A 17564-nucleotide genomic window follows, 5' to 3' on the forward strand; every position below is an offset into this window, starting at 1 on the left:
ATGGATGCAGCAAGTCTGAAAAAGAGGCTCAATACCATTGAAGGACGCATAGAGACGCTCGAAGCGCCCCTTGGGTATCCTATGGGTTTCCATATTGCGAAGCACCTGGAATCAGCCTATTTCCGTAATTCTCTGCTGGGGGATCACCCATTTTTGGAACCCGCAAGAAACGCTGAAGACTATTTTGAACGCCGAGCCTACTTTGACTCTCTGCGCGCTGGACTCGCTGAGCAGTACAAGGGAATCATCAATCGAGAAGAATCCAATGGCCAGCGCTGGTACGTGCCCTTCAACACCAGAATTGGAATTATTGCCGATGAGTTCCTCTACAAATCTTTCGTATCGACTGCCAATTTCGTCCCGCTGACCCCAAAAAACTTCCGCGACTATGTCGGCCATTTGGATCTGGTCTTGGTTACCACGAGCTGGCGAGGACTTTCCGGCGAATGGGTTGGCGCGTCGCAGCAGCGAAGCCGAATTCGGAAACTTATTGAAAATGAACTGATACCGTTGTATCAGGATGCAGGCACTCCAGTGGCCTTTTACTCGAAAGAAGACCCACCAAACTTCGAAGTATTCCTTTCGACAGCTAAGAAGTGCGATTTCGTATTTACCAGCGCGGTGGAAAAGATCCCGGATTATGAAAAGGCATGTCCACGCGCCCAAGCAATTGATGTATTGTCTTTCAGCGTTGACTACCGACACCACAACCCCATCGGAAGCCGAAAGAATCGAATTGATGATGTTGTATTCGCCGGTTCGTGGCACAACCACAAATATCACGAGCGTCGACGCTCGGCTTTGCAGATCTTCGACGGGGTCATTGATTCAGGACGGAATCTCCGCATTATTGACCGGAACTGGTCTCTGGATAACGAAAAGTATCTGTTCCCGGAGCGCTACCTTCCGTACGTAGAGCCAGCGATCAAGCATGATGAACTGTTGCAGATTCATCGCACGAGCGATCTGGTAATTAACCTCAACTCAGTTGTAGGTAGCCCCACCATGTATGCGAATCGCGTCGTTGAGCTTCAGGCAATGGGCTGTACCGTACTTTCCAACTACAGTGCCGGTGTCAACGATCAATTCCCGAACGTTTTCATGCCAGACAGCGCACAGGAAACCCGGAGCATCATCGAATCGCTGACTCCCGAACATCAGTACCGTAACCAGATGGCTGGCCTGCGCAACGTGTTCACCAATCATGTGAACTTTGATCGAATTCGTCAGCTTCTAAGCGTATGCGGTCTGGCAGAAGCAGTCTCGCCGCAACCAAAACTGGCGGTGGTTGGAGCGCTCTCGACAGCTCAAGAATTCGTGGACGGCCAGTCGTACCAAGATGATCTACCAGTTTTTAACTCGGTAGAAGCAGCACGAGAAGCTGGCTTCGATTTGGCTTGCACGGTCGCAGGTGGATTCGATTATGGTCAGCACTATCTGCAGGACTTGTTGAATGCGACGAAGTACGTTGCCAGCGACGTCGTGTTCAAAGCGGGAGAAACCGACGACTACAAGTCGCACCACGCGTTCACCGAGGATGCTGAACCCAACCATGGGGCGTTGCGTTGGCTTACCCCAAGCAGTGCAGCCGTTTCGACTTACGGGCAAAGTTACCGTCTAGATGGTTTCGAAGTTGCGGAGCGCGGCCGGGAAACTCTTCACGTTTTCCACGAGCCGGCAATGATCAGCGTCGTGATTCCGATCTACAACAATGGCGAACACCTGGAATTCAAGTGCTTCGAGTCCTTGCGAAGGAGCTCGTTATTCGCCCAAATGGAAATCTTGCTAATTGATGACGGATCGACTGATCCGAACACCATTCGAACAGTCAAGAACCTTGCTGAACGCTTCTCGAACGTAAGGACTTACTTCTTCGAAACTGGTGGTTCCGGCAGTGCTTCTCGTCCGCGCAATCATGGCCTGGCTATGGCGACGGCGGACTGGATTACCTACCTTGATCCAGACAATGAAGCCCTCAACGATGGTTACGCCAAGCTGCTGAAGCTCGCTCGGGATAATGGATCAGACTTTGCAATTGGCAACATGGCACGTAACGCCGTTGGCCGCAAGCTGGTTAACTATGTTCGTATCCTGCGCAAGCAGATCATCCAAGATGAAGTAGCAGGAGACACCTACAAGGTGGATGGATCGGTTCTGCGGAAGATTAATTTCACGCCGATGAGCATTCAGGCTCTTGTCGCCAACACGCAGTGGTTGCGATCCTTGGGAATTGAACAGCCGGTCGGCGCGGTAGGCCAGGATTCCTACTTCTTCCAGCAAATGCTCTATTACGCTAAGCAGATTTCACTGCTGAATGAACCGATTCATATGTACTTCGCGGCAGTATCCAACTCCACGGTGAACAGCCTCGGTCCGAAGTTCTACCGAAAATACATTCCGTTGGAAAGCGCGCGTGCTGAATGGCTGGACAGCATCGGATTGCTTAGCGAATATCGCAAGCGCCGCATGGAGAAGTTCACCAAGGGCTGGTATATCGACAAATTGAACCGTGTGGCACCTGAAGAACTGGAAGAATCCAAGCAATTGGTTGTCCAATTGGCTGAGTTCTATGGTGCCCACCAATGGGAAGATCCAGAACTCAAGGAGTTCTTCGCGGCAAACAAGGCGCCAGCAGGCGATATTTCGCAGAATGCAGACGAACGAGTCGGGCAAGAGAGAGTTTAGGAATAGATGGACATCGATTCACTGCGCAGAGGCATATGGCATCTGCGCAGGGGCGGGCTGCCGCAATTCAGGAAGTGGCAGCGCCGCCAAGCATTGGGGCTCAATTCGCCTGCACTTCCGAAGAGCAAAAGGGGCCAGAGCTATGTCGGCAGCGGACGTGCCGGTCAGGCTGCAAACAAGGGGCGTTCCCGGACGCCTATACGTGTAGCTGCAATTCTCGATGATTTCAGCCAGGCCGCGTGGGGAGCTGAATGGAACCTTTCCCTGGTTACTCCCGAGGACTGGCAACTAAAAATTCGAACTGAGAATTTCGAATTGTTGTTCGTGGAGTCGGCCTGGAATGGAAACAACGGAGCATGGCAATACCATCTCACTGGACCGTCAGCACCACGAGAAGCCTTGGCGCAGATGATCCAGTCATTCAAGGACATGGGAATCCCAACAGTATTTTGGAATAAGGAAGACCCCCCGCACTATGCCGACTTCTTGGAGACTGCGAAGCTATTCGACTCGGTTCTGACTTCTGATTCGCAGAAGATTGAGAATTACCGTGACGATCTTGGACATGACCGTGTCGCAGTACTGCCCTTTGCCGCCCAGCCTGAGATCCACAACCCTGTTCGGGCACGGTCTGTAGACCCTAAGGGCATTGCCTTCGCCGGGATGTACTTCGCCCACAAGTATCCAGAACGTCGTGAGCAATTGCACCTTCTGCTTGATGGTGCACGCGATGCTGCTCGACGCGGGGGAGAGCCAGTAGCCATTTTCTCCCGCCAGCTGGGCAAGGACCCGAACTACCAGTTCCCGGAGCCGTACAAGCAGCTCGTTATTGGCTCCTTATCCTATGATCAGATGGTTCCCGCCTACCAGGATTTCGTTGCTTTCCTGAATGCCAACTCGGTCATTGATTCGCCAAGCATGTGTGCCCGGAGAATTTTCGAGATCTCGGCGTGCGGCACGCCAGTGGTTTCTGCTCCAAGTGAAGCGTTGTCCTCATATTTTTCAGCTGACGAAGTCTTTGAGGTAGCCAGCGTGGAACAGGCTTCTCAAACCCTGAAGATGCTTGCGAGGAGCGGAGAACAACGTGACAGAAGCGTACACTTGGCCCAACGTCGAATTTGGACAAACCATACGTACGCCCACCGTAGCCAGAGCGTTTTAAAGCTTGCAGGCTTAGATGCCTCGTCCTCGAATGCATCGGCAAACAAATTCTCTATGGCAGCGAAACGAAATGTGAGCGTCATTGCAGCTTCACGACGACCCGAACAGCTTGCCCATATGCTCTCAGCGATTGGTGGACAGGTCGGCGTGGAACTGCAATTAATACTTGTGTCCCACGGATTCGAGCCGTCTCGGAAAACGATTAGTGAAGCGCTGGAAAATGGAATCTTTGGAGATATCGTAACGGTTAGCGCAGATAGCAATTTAAGCCTTGGCGAGTGCCTGAATTTAGGTATTGATCGCAGCAGTGGCGACTTCGTTGCCAAAATGGATGATGATGACCTTTATGGTTGCCATTACCTGGCTGATCAAATCAATGCTTTGCGGTATAGCGGTGCAGACCTTGTGGGCAAACAAGCACACTATATGTACCTCGAAGGAAGCAACCGGACGCTTCTTCGTATGGCAGACCGGGAACATCGCTTTACAGATATTGTCATGGGGCCCACTTTATTAGGTACCCGTACTTTGTTCGAGGAGAATCGCTTTGCAAATCGTAGTCGAGGGGAAGACACCGATTTCCTGAACCGTGTAGGCCAAGCGGGTGCGCGGATCTATTCGGCGGATCGGTTCAATTTCGTTCAGATGCGCTCTGCAGGGGCCGGCCACACTTGGAAGGCGAATGATCTCGAGCTCGCTGCAAGTGGCACCGTCCAATGGTTTGGCAGAAATGATCATCATGTCTTCTTCTGATTCAAAGAGCTTAAAAGTTCTGCTCATTACCCATTCTTTTTCCCCGGAATTTACGCCCCCACAACGGCGCTGGAAGGCCTTCACCGAGGTCTTTGTTAATCATGGGAATTCAGTCAGTGTCGTTGCACCCAACACGGGGGGAAAGTTTTTTCAAATCACAGATGCCGGCATCCGGATTGTCCGGTATCCAACATTTGGCAAGCCAAAGCGACTGGTGTTCAAGGCCCTGCGCAGCGCACTTCAGGCGCTGGCATCGCTCCCTGCCTGCTTATTCGCAGGCCGGCCCGACGTCGTGATTGCAACCGTCCCGGCGCTGAGCACCTTGCTTAGCGGATATATCGTTAGCCGGCTATTTCGCTCCAAGCTCGTCGTGGATCTCCGAGATTCCTGGCCTAACCTTCTCAGCGAGTCCAATATCTTGCGGTCAACCGCATTGGAACCTATCGCCACCAAGCTGATCCTTGGCGTCTTGAGCCGCGCTGATTTGGTCGTGACTGTAACCCCCGGTTTGGGCGAAGTCGCGCGAATGCAGGGTGCTCAACGAGTTTCCGTCGTTTCAAATGGAGTTGACCTGTCTAATTACACGTCGCCTCTTCCACGAGTCAGTCATGACGACTCCCGCCTGCACGTTCTCTATTTGGGGAACCTGGGACTGAGCCAAGGCTTGGATCTGGTGATTCAGGCTGCGGCTAAGCTACGATCTGCTGTGCGAGTCCGTTTCGTTGGAGATGGAACGGAACGGGAGAGACTGCAACAGCTGGCAGCCTACCTCGACGCGCCTGTTGAATTCCTGCACCCCGTACGGGGCGAGAAGGTTCTGGAACAGTACGCATGGGCCGATACTTGCCTTGTCAGCCTCCGTTCGGACTGGCCGAGCTTTGAACATACGATTCCTTCGAAACTCTATGAACTTCTTTACTTCAATCGGCATATTACTGGTTTGGTCCGGGGCGAAGCAGCGAGAATTATCCAGGAATCGGATGCGGGAGACATTGTGCCGCAAAACGTGCAAAGCTTGGTCGATCATTTGAATGCCTTGGGAGCATCCACGGCGTCACGAACTCGAAAAGGCATTGGGCCGCAATGGGTACTTGAAAACGCTTCGCTGGATCAACTTGGGGCCAGATACTTGAGCGAGCTGACCGCCCTAGCGGAAGGCAAGAGATGAATCCGAAGATGGGGTATTTCCCTGGAAGCAAAGCACAGAATATGCGAAACGTATTCCGGCTCATGGGTGAGAACCTTATAGATGATCCGCAGTATTTCTGTCTTCAAGCAGTGCGGAAATTCGCGAAAAGACCGCAGTTGAAGCGTTTGGAAAAACTTAGAAGTGCACCTCTAGTTTCAGGTAAATTTGACGGACTGGTTGCGCTCTTGAGTGAAGATCGAACAGCAGTGGCGCAATACTTAGCGTCACAGAAAAAGCAATGGAATCGGCCGTCTAAGGCGGCACGGTTGGCGGACACCGCTATCGCAGCGCAACTATGGGACTTGGCTGCGGAGATTCTCGATAGCTCACCGGTAACGAAAACGACTGCCAAATCGAAGGCGCGTCTGGAATTCTCCCTGGGCAACTTGGATGAAGCGATCAATCTACTCTCTAGCATGGGCAACTCCAAATCGCGGCAACTGAAACACTACCGCAGTGAGCTCCGGGTACTTGAGTCCTGGAATCCAGTCGCTAATTCAAAGAAACGCGAGTGGGAATTAAACGGATCGACGCGCGTTCTATATATAGCGACCAACTCTCTCCCATTTACTGCAAGCGGTTATACCCAGCGAACCCATTCTCTGCTGCTGGCACTACGGGACGAAGATATCGAAGTCCAAGCAGTAACGCGAGTTGGATATCCCATATCGATTGGGCACGCCTTGGCAGAAAGCACTTCAATCGTGGACGGAATTTCCTATCACCGCCTACTTCCGGCACATATGCAATTCGACGCTGCGGGAAGAATCCAACAGCAGACGCAGATGCTGTCAGCCTTGGTAGAGCAACTGAAGCCAACCGTTTTGCATACGACTACTGACTTCACTAATGCCCTTGCCGTCCGTGCTGTTGCGAGATCCTATAATTTGCCTTGGGTCTACGAGGTACGTGGGCAACTGGCCGATACCTGGGCATCGACTCGGCCAGCTTCTGCAAGCGGTTCACAGCGATACCGACTCTTCCAAGCGCGCGAAGCGGAACTGGCCGCGAGTGCGAACGAAGTACTAACTTTGGGCCAAGCAATGCGGGATAACCTTGAGCACTCTGGTGTCAGCCCGGAGAAGATAACGGTTATTCCCAACGGTGTCGGGCATCCATTTGTTGATGAACCATTATCCGCGGTGGATGCCAGAACGGCGTTGGGGCTGGACCCGCATGCAGTGTATTTCGGAACAGTCAGTTCGCTCGTTGCCTACGAAGGCTTGGATACGCTCGTCAGGGTGATGGCGATGCTGGCGAACAGTCGGCCAGATCTGTATTTAGTGATTGTGGGCGACGGCGTGGAGCGTGAAGTGCTAATGCGTTTGGCCCGCGAACTAGGTGTGGGAGAACGTTGTATTTTCACAGGACGCGTGTCGCGACAACAAGCGGCAAAATACCATGCTGCTCTTGATGTATTTGCAGTTCCACGCAGGGATCTTTCAGTAACACGTGATGTCACACCGTTGAAACCAGTAGAGGCAATGGCCAGTGCCATTCCTGTCATGGCCTCCAAATTACCAGCACTCGAAGAGCTGATCCGAGATGGCGTTGATGGGGTTCTCCTCCCGCCCGGAGATGTCATTGCGTGGAGTGAAACCCTGGAAAAACTGCTCGTTGATCCAACGTTCAGACAACAACTAGGCCAGTCAGGAAGGAAAAAAGTTCTATCTGATCGAACGTGGGCAGTTTGTTCACACAAACTTAAGAGAATTTATTCCCGATAGTCAATCACATGTTTACTTGCCATTAACTATCGCTCCATAAGTTTAAAGATGTGAAACGGAACAACGGGATTGTTCCTATTTACAGGAAAATCAAACTGGAGCGGTAGGCGATCTGCAACTAGCTCCCTCTAATGAGTAGGAAGTCATCGACGTGACCGGCATTAAAGAAGTATCCGTTATCGGCTTGGGCTACATCGGACTGCCGACCGCCGCAATACTCGCCGCTAATGGAATTCGGGTTCATGGCGTTGATGTCAATGAACGCAACGTTGTCGCCGTTAACAATGGTGAAGTGCCGTTTGTAGAACCGGAGCTCGGTGACTTCGTGGCACGTGGCGTGCAGGCTGGCATGCTGTCCGCAAGTTTGGAGAACAAGGCTGCCGATGCATACATTCTGGCCGTGCCAACTCCCTTCAATGATGACTACTCGGCTGATCTCAGCTACATCGAAGCTGCAGCGGATGGCATCGCTCCACTGCTGACCGGTGATGAACTGGTTATTCTCGAATCGACGTCACCTCCGGGTACCACCGAGCATCTGACCCGCCACCTAGCGGCCGCACGTCCAGATTTGGACATGGATCAGCTTCTGGTCGCCCACTGTCCTGAGCGTGTCTTGCCGGGGTATGTCATGAAGGAATTAGTGACCAACGACCGAATTGTTGGTGGCATGACTCCAAGGGCCGCGGAGCTAGCCAAGAAACTCTATGAGACGTTCTGCAAGGCAGAGATTCTTACTACAGATGCCATCACCGCTGAGATGTCGAAGCTCGTCGAGAACTCCTACCGCGACGTCAACATCGCCTTTGCAAATGAACTGTCAACCATCTCTGACAAGCTGGGTATCAATGTATGGGAACTCATCGAGTTGGCTAACCACCACCCACGAGTCAATATCTTGCAGCCTGGCCCAGGGGTTGGTGGACACTGCATCGCGGTCGACCCGTGGTTCATCGTTGCCGCAGCCCCGGACGAGGCGCAACTGATCCGCCAGGCGCGTGTTACTAATGATGCAAAGCCGCACTGGGTGATCACGAAGACTGAGTTGCTGATGTCCAAGGCTGACAATCCAGTCGTTGCGCTCCTGGGACTTGCATTCAAGAAGAATATTGACGACCTTCGGGAGTCTCCGGCACTTCAGATTGCACTGGCCTTGGCGAAGAAGAATCCTTCAACGCGTTTTGTTATCTCTGAACCTAATGTTGAGGTACTGCCGACAACATTCGCGGCCATGGAGAACGTCGAATTGGCAGATCCTGCTGATGCTATCGAGCAGGCCGGAACTGTAGTACTGCTGGTAGACCATGACGAGTACGCCGACATCCAGCCGGGGCAACTTGAAGGCAAGCAGGTTATCGATACACGAGGGCAGTGGCGTTTCTGCGACCAGGGAACCATCGAAGAGCATGAAGTAATGGAGAACATCCATGCCTAAGAAGATCATGCCGATTTATGGTACTCGCCCAGAAGCAATCAAAGTTGCGCCGATTGTCAGCGCCTTGAAGAATAGCGACCAGTTTGACTGCGTAGTAACGGTAACCGGACAACACCGGGAAATGTTGGATCAGGTGAATGCCTTGTTCGATATCACCCCTGATTACGACCTGGACATCATTGAACCTCGCCAGACCCTGAACGGCGTACTGACCAAGACCATCAAGGGCCTGGACGATGTTCTTGAACGCGAAAAACCGGATGCGGTGATCGTGCAGGGGGACACTACGACGTCAACAGCCGGAGCGTTGGCCGCGTTCTACCGGGGCATCCCTGTCATTCATGCTGAAGCAGGTTTGCGAAGCCATGACCTGTACTCGCCGTTCCCGGAAGAGGCCAACCGCAAACTTACGAGTCAGCTGGCCGCATTGCATCTGGCGCCCACACGTGTCAGTCGCAACAATTTGGTTCGCGAAAATCTGAATCCGGAAGACATCGTGATCACCGGTAACACTGTGATTGACGCGTTGCTGACTGTAGTGGCGAAGCGTGTAGCTTTTGAAGATCAGAAACTAGAGGAGCTGGTGGCCAGCGGCAAGCGTATCGTGCTGGTGACCACGCACCGTCGCGAAAATCAGGGCGAGCCAATGCGGCGTATAGCCCGGGCGTTGGCTAGTCTCGCCCAGGCCGAGCCGACCGTGGAGTTTGTTTTGCCACTACACCGGAACCCGGTAGTCCGCGAGGCGTTGCTTCCAAGCATCGATGGCATTCAGAACATTACGTTGACTGAACCACTGAGCTACGGTGAATTCACTCGAATGCTGGATGCCGCTAATGTCGTGCTCACGGACTCCGGCGGTGTCCAAGAAGAAGCTCCAAGCCTGGGCAAGCCGGTTCTGGTCATGCGAGAAAACACGGAACGACCAGAAGCCGTGTCTGCGGGAACCGTGCGACTCATCGGCACGGACGAACAACGCATCGTGGATTCAGTAAGCCAGCTGCTCAATGACCCGAGTGTTTACGCAGAAATGGCCAACGCAGTCAACCCATATGGCGATGGGCTGGCCGCAGAGCGTACTGTTGCCGCGATTGCAGAACTTCTTGGAATTGGTGCACGTATAGGTGAATTCGGAAGCGTCGATTACGATGAGGCCGAAGCTAAAGGGGCAACCAAGCGACGTTTGGTAGCTTAGATCTTGCAATAGCACTTAGCTTGAAGCTCCACAGAACACCGGCAAACCCCATCAAATGGGGCAGCCGGTGTTTTGCCTATTAAGCAACGAGACTGGCTAGCAAGATCTTAGCGGCAATTCAACAATCCCGGCAATCGAGGCGATGGCGTCCTGGGCCTAAAAGTGAAGAACGATCAATAGCGGCACAGGATTTAAACCAGGCCTCCGCATAGGCTCAACAAGCGTGAAGAATGTGCTAACGAAATGCCCAACGGGTGCAATAATTGACGCAGGCATCTGTGTGCTCGTCACAGTCTATCTAATAAGTGAAAGTTTTCACAAAGTCGGATTTTCCCTGCGTAACATGCGTGAATTCAAGGGAAAACGGGGGATACATAGCGCTACTCTGGAAATGGAAGCAGCGAGTAACAGCTGCTTTCATGCAAGCATCAGCCCAAGAAATCGCAAAGGTGCCACACCCGTGTCTGACAACAAGCCAATCGTACTTCTGGCCGAACAACTCTCCCCAGCAACCGTTGCTGCCCTCGGCCCCGACTTTGAAATTCGTCAGACCGACGGAGCCGACCGCTCCCAGCTGCTCGAAGCCATTGCCGACGTAGATGCAATTCTCGTGCGCTCCGCCACGCAGGTAGATGCAGAGGCAATTGCCGCCGCAAAGAACTTGAAGGTCATCGCCCGCGCCGGCGTGGGCCTGGACAACGTGGACATCAAGGCTGCCACCCAGGCTGGAGTCATGGTAGTCAACGCCCCAACCTCCAACATCATCTCCGCTGCTGAACTGACCGTGGGCCACATTGTGTCCCTGGCACGCCGCATTCCTGCAGCCAATGCATCGCTGAAGAGCGGCGCATGGAAGCGCAGTTCCTTCACCGGCGTTGAGCTCTTCGAGAAGAAGGCCGGCATCATCGGTCTGGGCCGCATCGGTGCACTCGTGGCCGCGCGCCTGCAGGGCTTCGGCATGGAGATCGTTGCCTATGACCCATACGTCACCCCGGCTCGTGCCGCACAGCTGGGTGTCACCTTGCTGACTCTGGACGAACTGCTGGCTGAAGCCGACTTCATCACCATCCACATGCCGAAGACCCCGGAAACCCTGGGCATGCTGGGCAAGGAAGCCTTCACCAAGATGAAGAAGTCCGCCTACGTAGTCAACGTGGCCCGCGGCGGCCTGGTGGACGAAGACGCACTGTATGAAGCATTGAAGAATGAAGAAATTGCCGGTGCTGGCATTGACGTCTTCGTCAAGGAGCCAAGCACCGACCTTCCATTCTTTGAATTCGACAATGTCACCGTGACCCCGCACCTTGGCGCTTCGACCGACGAAGCACAGGAGAAGGCTGGCGTTTCGGTTGCCAAGTCGGTCCGCCTGGCACTAGCCGGCGAATTGGTTCCAGATGCTGTGAACGTTGCAGGCGGCGTGATCGATGAGAATGTCCGCCCTGGCATCCCGCTGATCGAGAAGCTGGGCCGCATCTTCAATGCGTTGGCTTCCGGCTCGCTGACCAGCATTGATGTTGAGGTTGCCGGCGAAATCGCTGTGCTGGACGTCAAGGCCCTGGAACTATCGGCGCTCAAGGGTGTCTTCATGGACGTCGTTTCTGACCAAGTGTCCTACGTGAACGCTCCTGTACTGGCCGAGCAGCGTGGGGTTGCTACCCGTCTTATCACTACCCCAGACTCGCCTGAGTACCGCAACCAGCTGACCATCAAGGGATCCACCAACGAAGGAAACCAGCTTGCTGTGGCTGGCACGCTGACCGGTCCTAAGCAGATAGAAAAGCTGGTGGGCATCAACGGCCACGAGATCGAAATCCCGATTTCGGACCACATGATCGTCGTGCGCTACGCGGATCGCCCGGGTATCGTTGGTTCTCTGGGCAACGTACTGGGGGAGCAAGGCATCAACATCGCAGGTATGCAGGTATCGCGCGATGAGAAAAAGGCTGAAGCATTGGCTGTCATCAACATTGATTCTGCGCTGCCGCAGGGTGTGTTAGACGTTGTTGGTGCAGCGATCGGTGCAAGCGTAGCACGAGAAATTAACCTAGCGGACTGAACCAAGGTGGGTGGGCGTTCGACTGAAACCTAAAAAAGGCTGCTGACGATCTGCATTGCGCAGATCATCAGCAGCCTTTTGAGTTGGTATCGTGGAATGTAATGAGCAAGCTTCAACAGTTACCAGATTCGTCAGAACGAGCGAGTAAAGCTACGTAGGAACAACACTTTAATTAATGAGGTATAAATGCAGTCATTCATAATCAGAGATACACAAATTGGGTATAAGTTCCAAAAAGCGAAATATGACAGAAAGCATCTAATTGTAATATTTTCAGGGTTTAGGAAAAAGGGAACATTCGATTTCGGAGGAAGTGCATTATCTAAGCTTACAGCTAACATTTTATGGATTGATGATTGCTTCGATGGAAAATATACATATTATATGAAGCATCGACGGGGAGAGGACCTGGCCCAGAAAATAGATGAGTTCATCGAGTCTAAGCTTGAGGAACTTGGACTCAGCAAACAGCAGTGCACACTATCGGGTTTTTCGAAGGGCGGATCTGCTGCGCTATATTATGCGGCCCGGTTTGGTTACAGAAACGTTGTTATTACGGTTCCCCAATTCTTTATTGGTCGATATATTACCAGCGCGTGGAATGAATGCATAACATCCATGACTCCGTCAGGTTCACCTGAGCAATTACTTGAACTTGACAACATTCTTATCAGAGAACTGCAAAATTCAGATAAAGAAAAAAACATCTATTTATTTACTTCTCCTGCTGATTATCAATATGAATCAGAAATTTTGCCTAATCTCCCTTTGCTGAGGAGGTTTGATAATTTCAACCTAATCACCTCTGAGACCCCGCTAATAACTCGCCATAATCAAGTCACCAAGTATAATGTACCGGGTATTATAGCTATCCTTTCTCTGCTCTCTGAGGATATGCCACCTATTATAGGGGAAATTGATAACGGTGTAGGAAATCCTAAACAAATTGAGTCGCAGATTCCTAATACTAGTCTCGGTGATATGCACGCGTCCGTTGAAAGTTCTTTCATGCGTAATGGAAGACTCTTTTTGACCGGATATGCACTTTACGAAAATCATGTTTCGGATACATGGGGCAGTCAGAAGAATTGGCTAGTATTCAACGGCAAGAATCTGAACTTATCTTCCCCTTTGGGACAAATCTCCGATGAGAATGTTAACGGTAAATACTACAGCGAACCATTCGTCAATCACTCGCATGCTTCATTTGCCACCATTGGACACAAAGGAATCAACGTTACTGGATTGCCGGACGGGAAATATGAACTTAGTTTGTCTGTGGAAGTGGACGGTAACCGGGAAACCTCTTCTCTCATTCTCGGTGCAACAGCAGACTTAACCTCATATCACGATGGCCGTGTATACCGTTTAAGAAAGACTGACAGACAATTTAGTCTATCTGTGGTTTCGTTCAAAAATTTACCAGAATCAGACTGCTTCTTTGAGCCTGTCCAGAATGAGGTTGTGGATGGCAAGTTTTTCATAAAAGGCTACCTTGTACCTCCCGGCGTAGATATTGAAGATTGGAAATCAGTCCGCTATTTCGTGGAGTTCAACGAGAGTTCACGTGACGAGAGAATCTATCGCCCTGCTGCATGTGATCACAAGGTGGATATTGCAGAACGGACAGGCAACTTCTTTAATGATCAGTCCAAGGCGTTTTACGCCACCAGAGGCTACAAGGGTATCGAACTATCGTCCTTGCCAAAGGGGAAGTATGAAGTCAGGGTGGTAGGGTTCGCCGCTACAAGTATTTTTGCTTCGCCGAAACTGGACATCGTTGTCGATGTTCAGAGAAATCATCAGACAAAAATTGACATTATTGGTGCGTGCGTTTCGAGAGATGTTTTTAACTCGAAAATTACTCCTAATTGGAGGAATAATTTCTCAATAGGTGGACAAGCATTCCAGTCTTCATTGATTTCGCTCATGGCCCGTCCTAGCTATATCGCAGATCAAGAGATATTGGATTTGGGTGAGCATGATCGCCAGGTAGTAATACAAGATTTCTCGAAGGAGTATGTGGCATCGTTTGTAAAACACCCGCCTAGAGTAATTCTTGTTGATTTCTTCACTGATTCACGATTCGGAGTGATCGGCTATGACGATACTTGGATAACGGACAACGACTGGAAGATCGGGAAGGCACGGTGCTACGAGCATTTCGACCAAGCATCTAAAATCTCTATGTGGACCGATGAATCAGCTTACCTTGAGCTTTTTACGCGTGCGTCCGAGCGATTCCGCGACTTAATCGTGGGTCAAGCACCCGAAACGAAGGTTTTAGTCAATAGTGCGCGGTGCGTGACTCACCACCGTGCGGATGGCGTAACGAAGGCATTCAGTAAAAAGTTCGTTGATAAGCAAAATGAATATTGGAATAAACTTGAAGCGGTTTTCGTGTCGATTGTTCCGTCTGAGATAGTTAAGATTGATTTTAAGGACATCCTTGGAGATTCGAAGCACCTTTGGGGGCCTGGCCCAGTACACTACGAGTCGGAATTCTATCAGTTGCTGTACCAAGAGCTGCTAGTTCGGACCAATGAGAAAGAAACCTCCCGAGGTGGTATCCCGTAAGTGCACAGGTGCTAACCGAAGTGCTCTCCGTAGATCTTGCATATAGATAGATAAATAGATAGATAGATAGATGTGAAGGTCAAGCACATTGTGCTTGACCTTCACATTTATTACTAAATTTTTGAACGCCAATTTACATTTCTGAGTACATAGAGGGATCGTCTGCTGAATAGCGTCGGTGGGTAGTGCTGTTCCGACGACTTGGTAGTACCGTTCCGGATACACGGTAGTGTCCAGGACTATTTCGTGATGGGCTGACCTGATCGCCGCATAATTCGATGCAGCGATCAGTTCAAAGGAGAAATACCTTGGTGGATTACACGCCATCATGTCCTTGCTTGCCAAGGGCCGAACTTATAGCGAGATCACCGCGTCGGTGGGGTGCTCGCATCGCAACGTCGCTGCGGCCAAGCGCGCCATGACCGCAGCCGGCATCACCGAGCAGAGGCTGGCGTCCCTCAGCGCCGCCGACCTTCAGGATCTGTTCCCTGACCAGCGCAAAGCGGTTTCCGGGCAGTATGCGGATCCGCACTTCGTTCAGGTGATTGAGCAGATGAAACACAACCGCTTCTTCAGCCTGCAACAGGGCTGGGTCAACTATTTGGCAGGAACCAGCTCGGGGAAGAAATACAGCTACTCGCAGTACTGCGAACGCTTCAACCAGTTCGCTGAGGCCACCGATGTCGTAGCGACCTTGCAGCACGAACCTGGCAAGGCGATGTTCGTGGACTGGGCAGGACCAACGCTGCTGTTGATTGATCCGGCCACCGGGGAGACTCGGAAAGCGTACTTCTTCGTGGCGTCCTTGCCGTATTCCGGGCTGGTGTTCTGCCAAGCGTTTGACACTATGAAGCAGGACTCGTGGAACCAAGCCCACGTGAATGCGCTGGCTTTCATCGGCGGGGTTCCCCAGCTGATCGTTCCAGATAACGCGCGCACAGCTACGCATAGGGGCTCTTCGATTTTTAGCGTGGTGACCCCAAAATAAGTAAGGCTCGCAGCTCCTCTGCGAAGATGGATGTCGACTAAAACAAATTCATCTGCAAAGAACTACGAGCCGTGTTCAAGGATACCGGGCCAATCGACGCTGCGTCGATTCTGTTGAACCTCACCGACTACCGCGTCATCACCGTGACCCGGGAATCGTCCGGGCGACAAGTACTTGTCGAACCCATAGCGACCGAAGCTGCCTGCCCTTCCTGCGGGGTGCTAACCACCCGGATCCAGGCCAGACCGGTGCACCGCGTCAAGGACCTGCCAGCCGGCGGTCACGACCTGCAAGTCCTGGTCCGCAAGCGGCGCATGGCCTGCCAAGAGCAGGCTTGCGAACGGCGTTCCTTCGTGCAAACCACCGAGCAGCTGCCTTTCCGGGCCAGGATCACCGCCAGGCTCTCCCAGCAACTGGTGGACGAGATGAGCTGCGAGCTGCGCGCGGTCTCCCGGGTCGCTGCTGCGCACTCAGTTTCATGGCCAACGGTCATGGCCCGGCTGAACATCGTCGGTGAGCTGGTTGGGAACGTGGATCGGATGTTCATCCGGCGCCTGGGCATCGACGAGCACCGCTTCCGCAAGGTCCGCTACGCGCGAGGCCGGACCGGGAAAGTGGTGCGGATCGAGCCGTGGTCCATCGTGTTCACGGACCTGGATACGGGGAAGATCCTGGATATCGTGGATGGGCGCCGCGGTGCGGCGGTGAAGAAATGGTTGAAGGCCCGGCCCAGGTATTGGCGTCAGCGGGTGCAGGTCGTGGCGATCGACATGTCTTCAGAGTTCCGCAAGGCGGTGCGGGCCACCTTGCACAAGGCGAAGATCAGCGTAGATCATTTCCATGTGATTGCCCGGGCGAATCTGATGATCACCCAAGTGCGCCGGCGGCGTTCGCATGAGGTGCACGAGCGCCGAGGCAGGAGCACGGATCCAGCGTACAAGTACCGCAAATTATTGACCTGCAATCTGGAGAACCTGTCGATCAAGCAGGTCGAACGGTTGAAGCTGATCCTTGAAGCGGATCCCGAACTCGGTGTGATTTACGGGATCAAGGAGCACGTACGGGATCTGTTGAAAGCCACGGATGTCCATGAATTCCAGGCGCGGTGGGCGGTGCTGGAGAAGTCGGTGAGAGCAACGACAATGGTGGAGGCGAAATCACTGTTCAGGACGTTGAGCGCGTGGCGCAGAGAGCTGCTGGTGTTCGTGCGCACCCGGCTGACGAACGCCCGGAGCGAGGCAGCGAATCTGACGGCGAAGAACTTGAAACGCATTGGCCGGGGTTATCGGAATCATAGTCATTACCGGGTTCGGATATTGTTGTATACGGCGGGGCTACGGCCCTGCTGAGCATCCTGCGCCACGCTTAACTTTTAAGAGCCGGTTTGGACCAGAACATCGCCAGTGATGTTTACGGCGTGCTGGCGGATCGGGAGCACCGGCTGCCAACGGTGATCGCCAGCCAGACCGACCCGTCGTATTGGGTGCAAGTGATGCCAGACCGGGTGGCCGGGGATTCCATCGTGAACCGGTTGGCGAACAACACGAGATGGCTGCTGTTGGGAGATGCTGACATGCGCAAGTTGAAGCATGAGAAGGCGCGGGAGTCGGCTGACTTCTGGGAATAGGTTTGCCGTCCGTTCCCTGAGGGCCCGTCCCGAGCCTTCTCCCTCATAGCGTAGTGGCTCAGAACCTCTGAGGGGGTTCTGAGCCGTTACGGAGCGCTACTTCCGGCGCTACCAACTGCCCGGAATCGCACTATCAGGTAGCCGGAGTCCGTCCTACCAGGTCGTCGGAATACA

11 protein-coding genes are annotated in these 17564 nt (G+C 52.7%); all 11 read left to right on the forward strand.

Annotation, left to right across the window (positions count from 1 at the left end; translation table 11 throughout):
• The 11 genes from ATK23_RS04010 (at position 1) to ATK23_RS04060 (ending at position 17390) form a co-directional block, all read left to right on the forward strand.
• Complete coding sequence (locus tag ATK23_RS04010; RefSeq protein ID WP_066137823.1) at positions 1–2685, forward strand: glycosyltransferase; 2685 nt, start codon at positions 1–3, stop codon at positions 2683–2685.
• 6 nt (positions 2686–2691) lie between these two features.
• Positions 2692–4599 carry a glycosyltransferase family protein gene (locus ATK23_RS04015; protein ID WP_066137826.1) on the forward strand — a complete coding sequence of 636 codons (1908 nt, stop codon included), beginning with the start codon at positions 2692–2694 and terminating at the stop codon, positions 4597–4599.
• Positions 4586–5767: a glycosyltransferase family 4 protein gene (locus tag ATK23_RS04020; protein ID WP_066137828.1), complete on the forward strand. Its 1182-nt coding sequence runs from the start codon at positions 4586–4588 to the stop codon at positions 5765–5767. The genes ATK23_RS04015 and ATK23_RS04020 overlap by 14 nt, the downstream gene beginning before the upstream one ends.
• Complete coding sequence (locus ATK23_RS04025) at positions 5764–7515, forward strand: glycosyltransferase family 4 protein (protein ID WP_083515404.1); 1752 nt, start codon at positions 5764–5766, stop codon at positions 7513–7515. Before ATK23_RS04020 ends, ATK23_RS04025 begins: the two co-directional genes overlap by 4 nt.
• 151 nt (positions 7516–7666) lie before the next feature.
• Positions 7667–8950, forward strand: coding sequence for a UDP-N-acetyl-D-mannosamine dehydrogenase (gene wecC / locus ATK23_RS04030; protein ID WP_066137832.1), 1284 nt, complete (start codon positions 7667–7669; stop codon positions 8948–8950).
• Positions 8943–10142: a non-hydrolyzing UDP-N-acetylglucosamine 2-epimerase gene (gene wecB, locus ATK23_RS04035; protein WP_066137834.1), complete on the forward strand. Its 1200-nt coding sequence runs from the start codon at positions 8943–8945 to the stop codon at positions 10140–10142. The genes wecC and wecB overlap by 8 nt, the downstream gene beginning before the upstream one ends.
• 460 nt (positions 10143–10602) lie before the next feature.
• Positions 10603–12198, forward strand: a complete 1596-nt coding sequence (gene serA / locus ATK23_RS04040; protein ID WP_066137838.1) for a phosphoglycerate dehydrogenase — start codon at positions 10603–10605, stop codon at positions 12196–12198.
• Positions 12199–12384: 186 nt separating this feature from the next.
• Positions 12385–14775 carry an accessory Sec system protein Asp2 gene (locus ATK23_RS04045; protein WP_083515405.1) on the forward strand — a complete coding sequence of 797 codons (2391 nt, stop codon included), beginning with the start codon at positions 12385–12387 and terminating at the stop codon, positions 14773–14775.
• A 328-nt stretch (positions 14776–15103) separates the two neighbouring features.
• Positions 15104–15763, forward strand: coding sequence for a transposase (locus ATK23_RS04050; RefSeq protein WP_066137844.1), 660 nt, complete (start codon positions 15104–15106; stop codon positions 15761–15763).
• Between the two features lie 71 nt (positions 15764–15834).
• Entirely contained in the window at positions 15835–17112 is a 1278-nt protein-coding gene (locus ATK23_RS04055; RefSeq protein ID WP_066137847.1) for an ISL3 family transposase, read from the forward strand.
• Between the two features lie 35 nt (positions 17113–17147).
• Positions 17148–17390: an ATP-binding protein gene (locus ATK23_RS04060; RefSeq protein WP_066137850.1), complete on the forward strand. Its 243-nt coding sequence runs from the start codon at positions 17148–17150 to the stop codon at positions 17388–17390.
• Positions 17391–17564 lie beyond the last annotated feature (174 nt).

The sequence above is a fragment of the Glutamicibacter nicotianae genome, from assembly GCF_002797775.1.
Lineage (GTDB): Bacteria > Actinomycetota > Actinomycetes > Actinomycetales > Micrococcaceae > Glutamicibacter > Glutamicibacter nicotianae.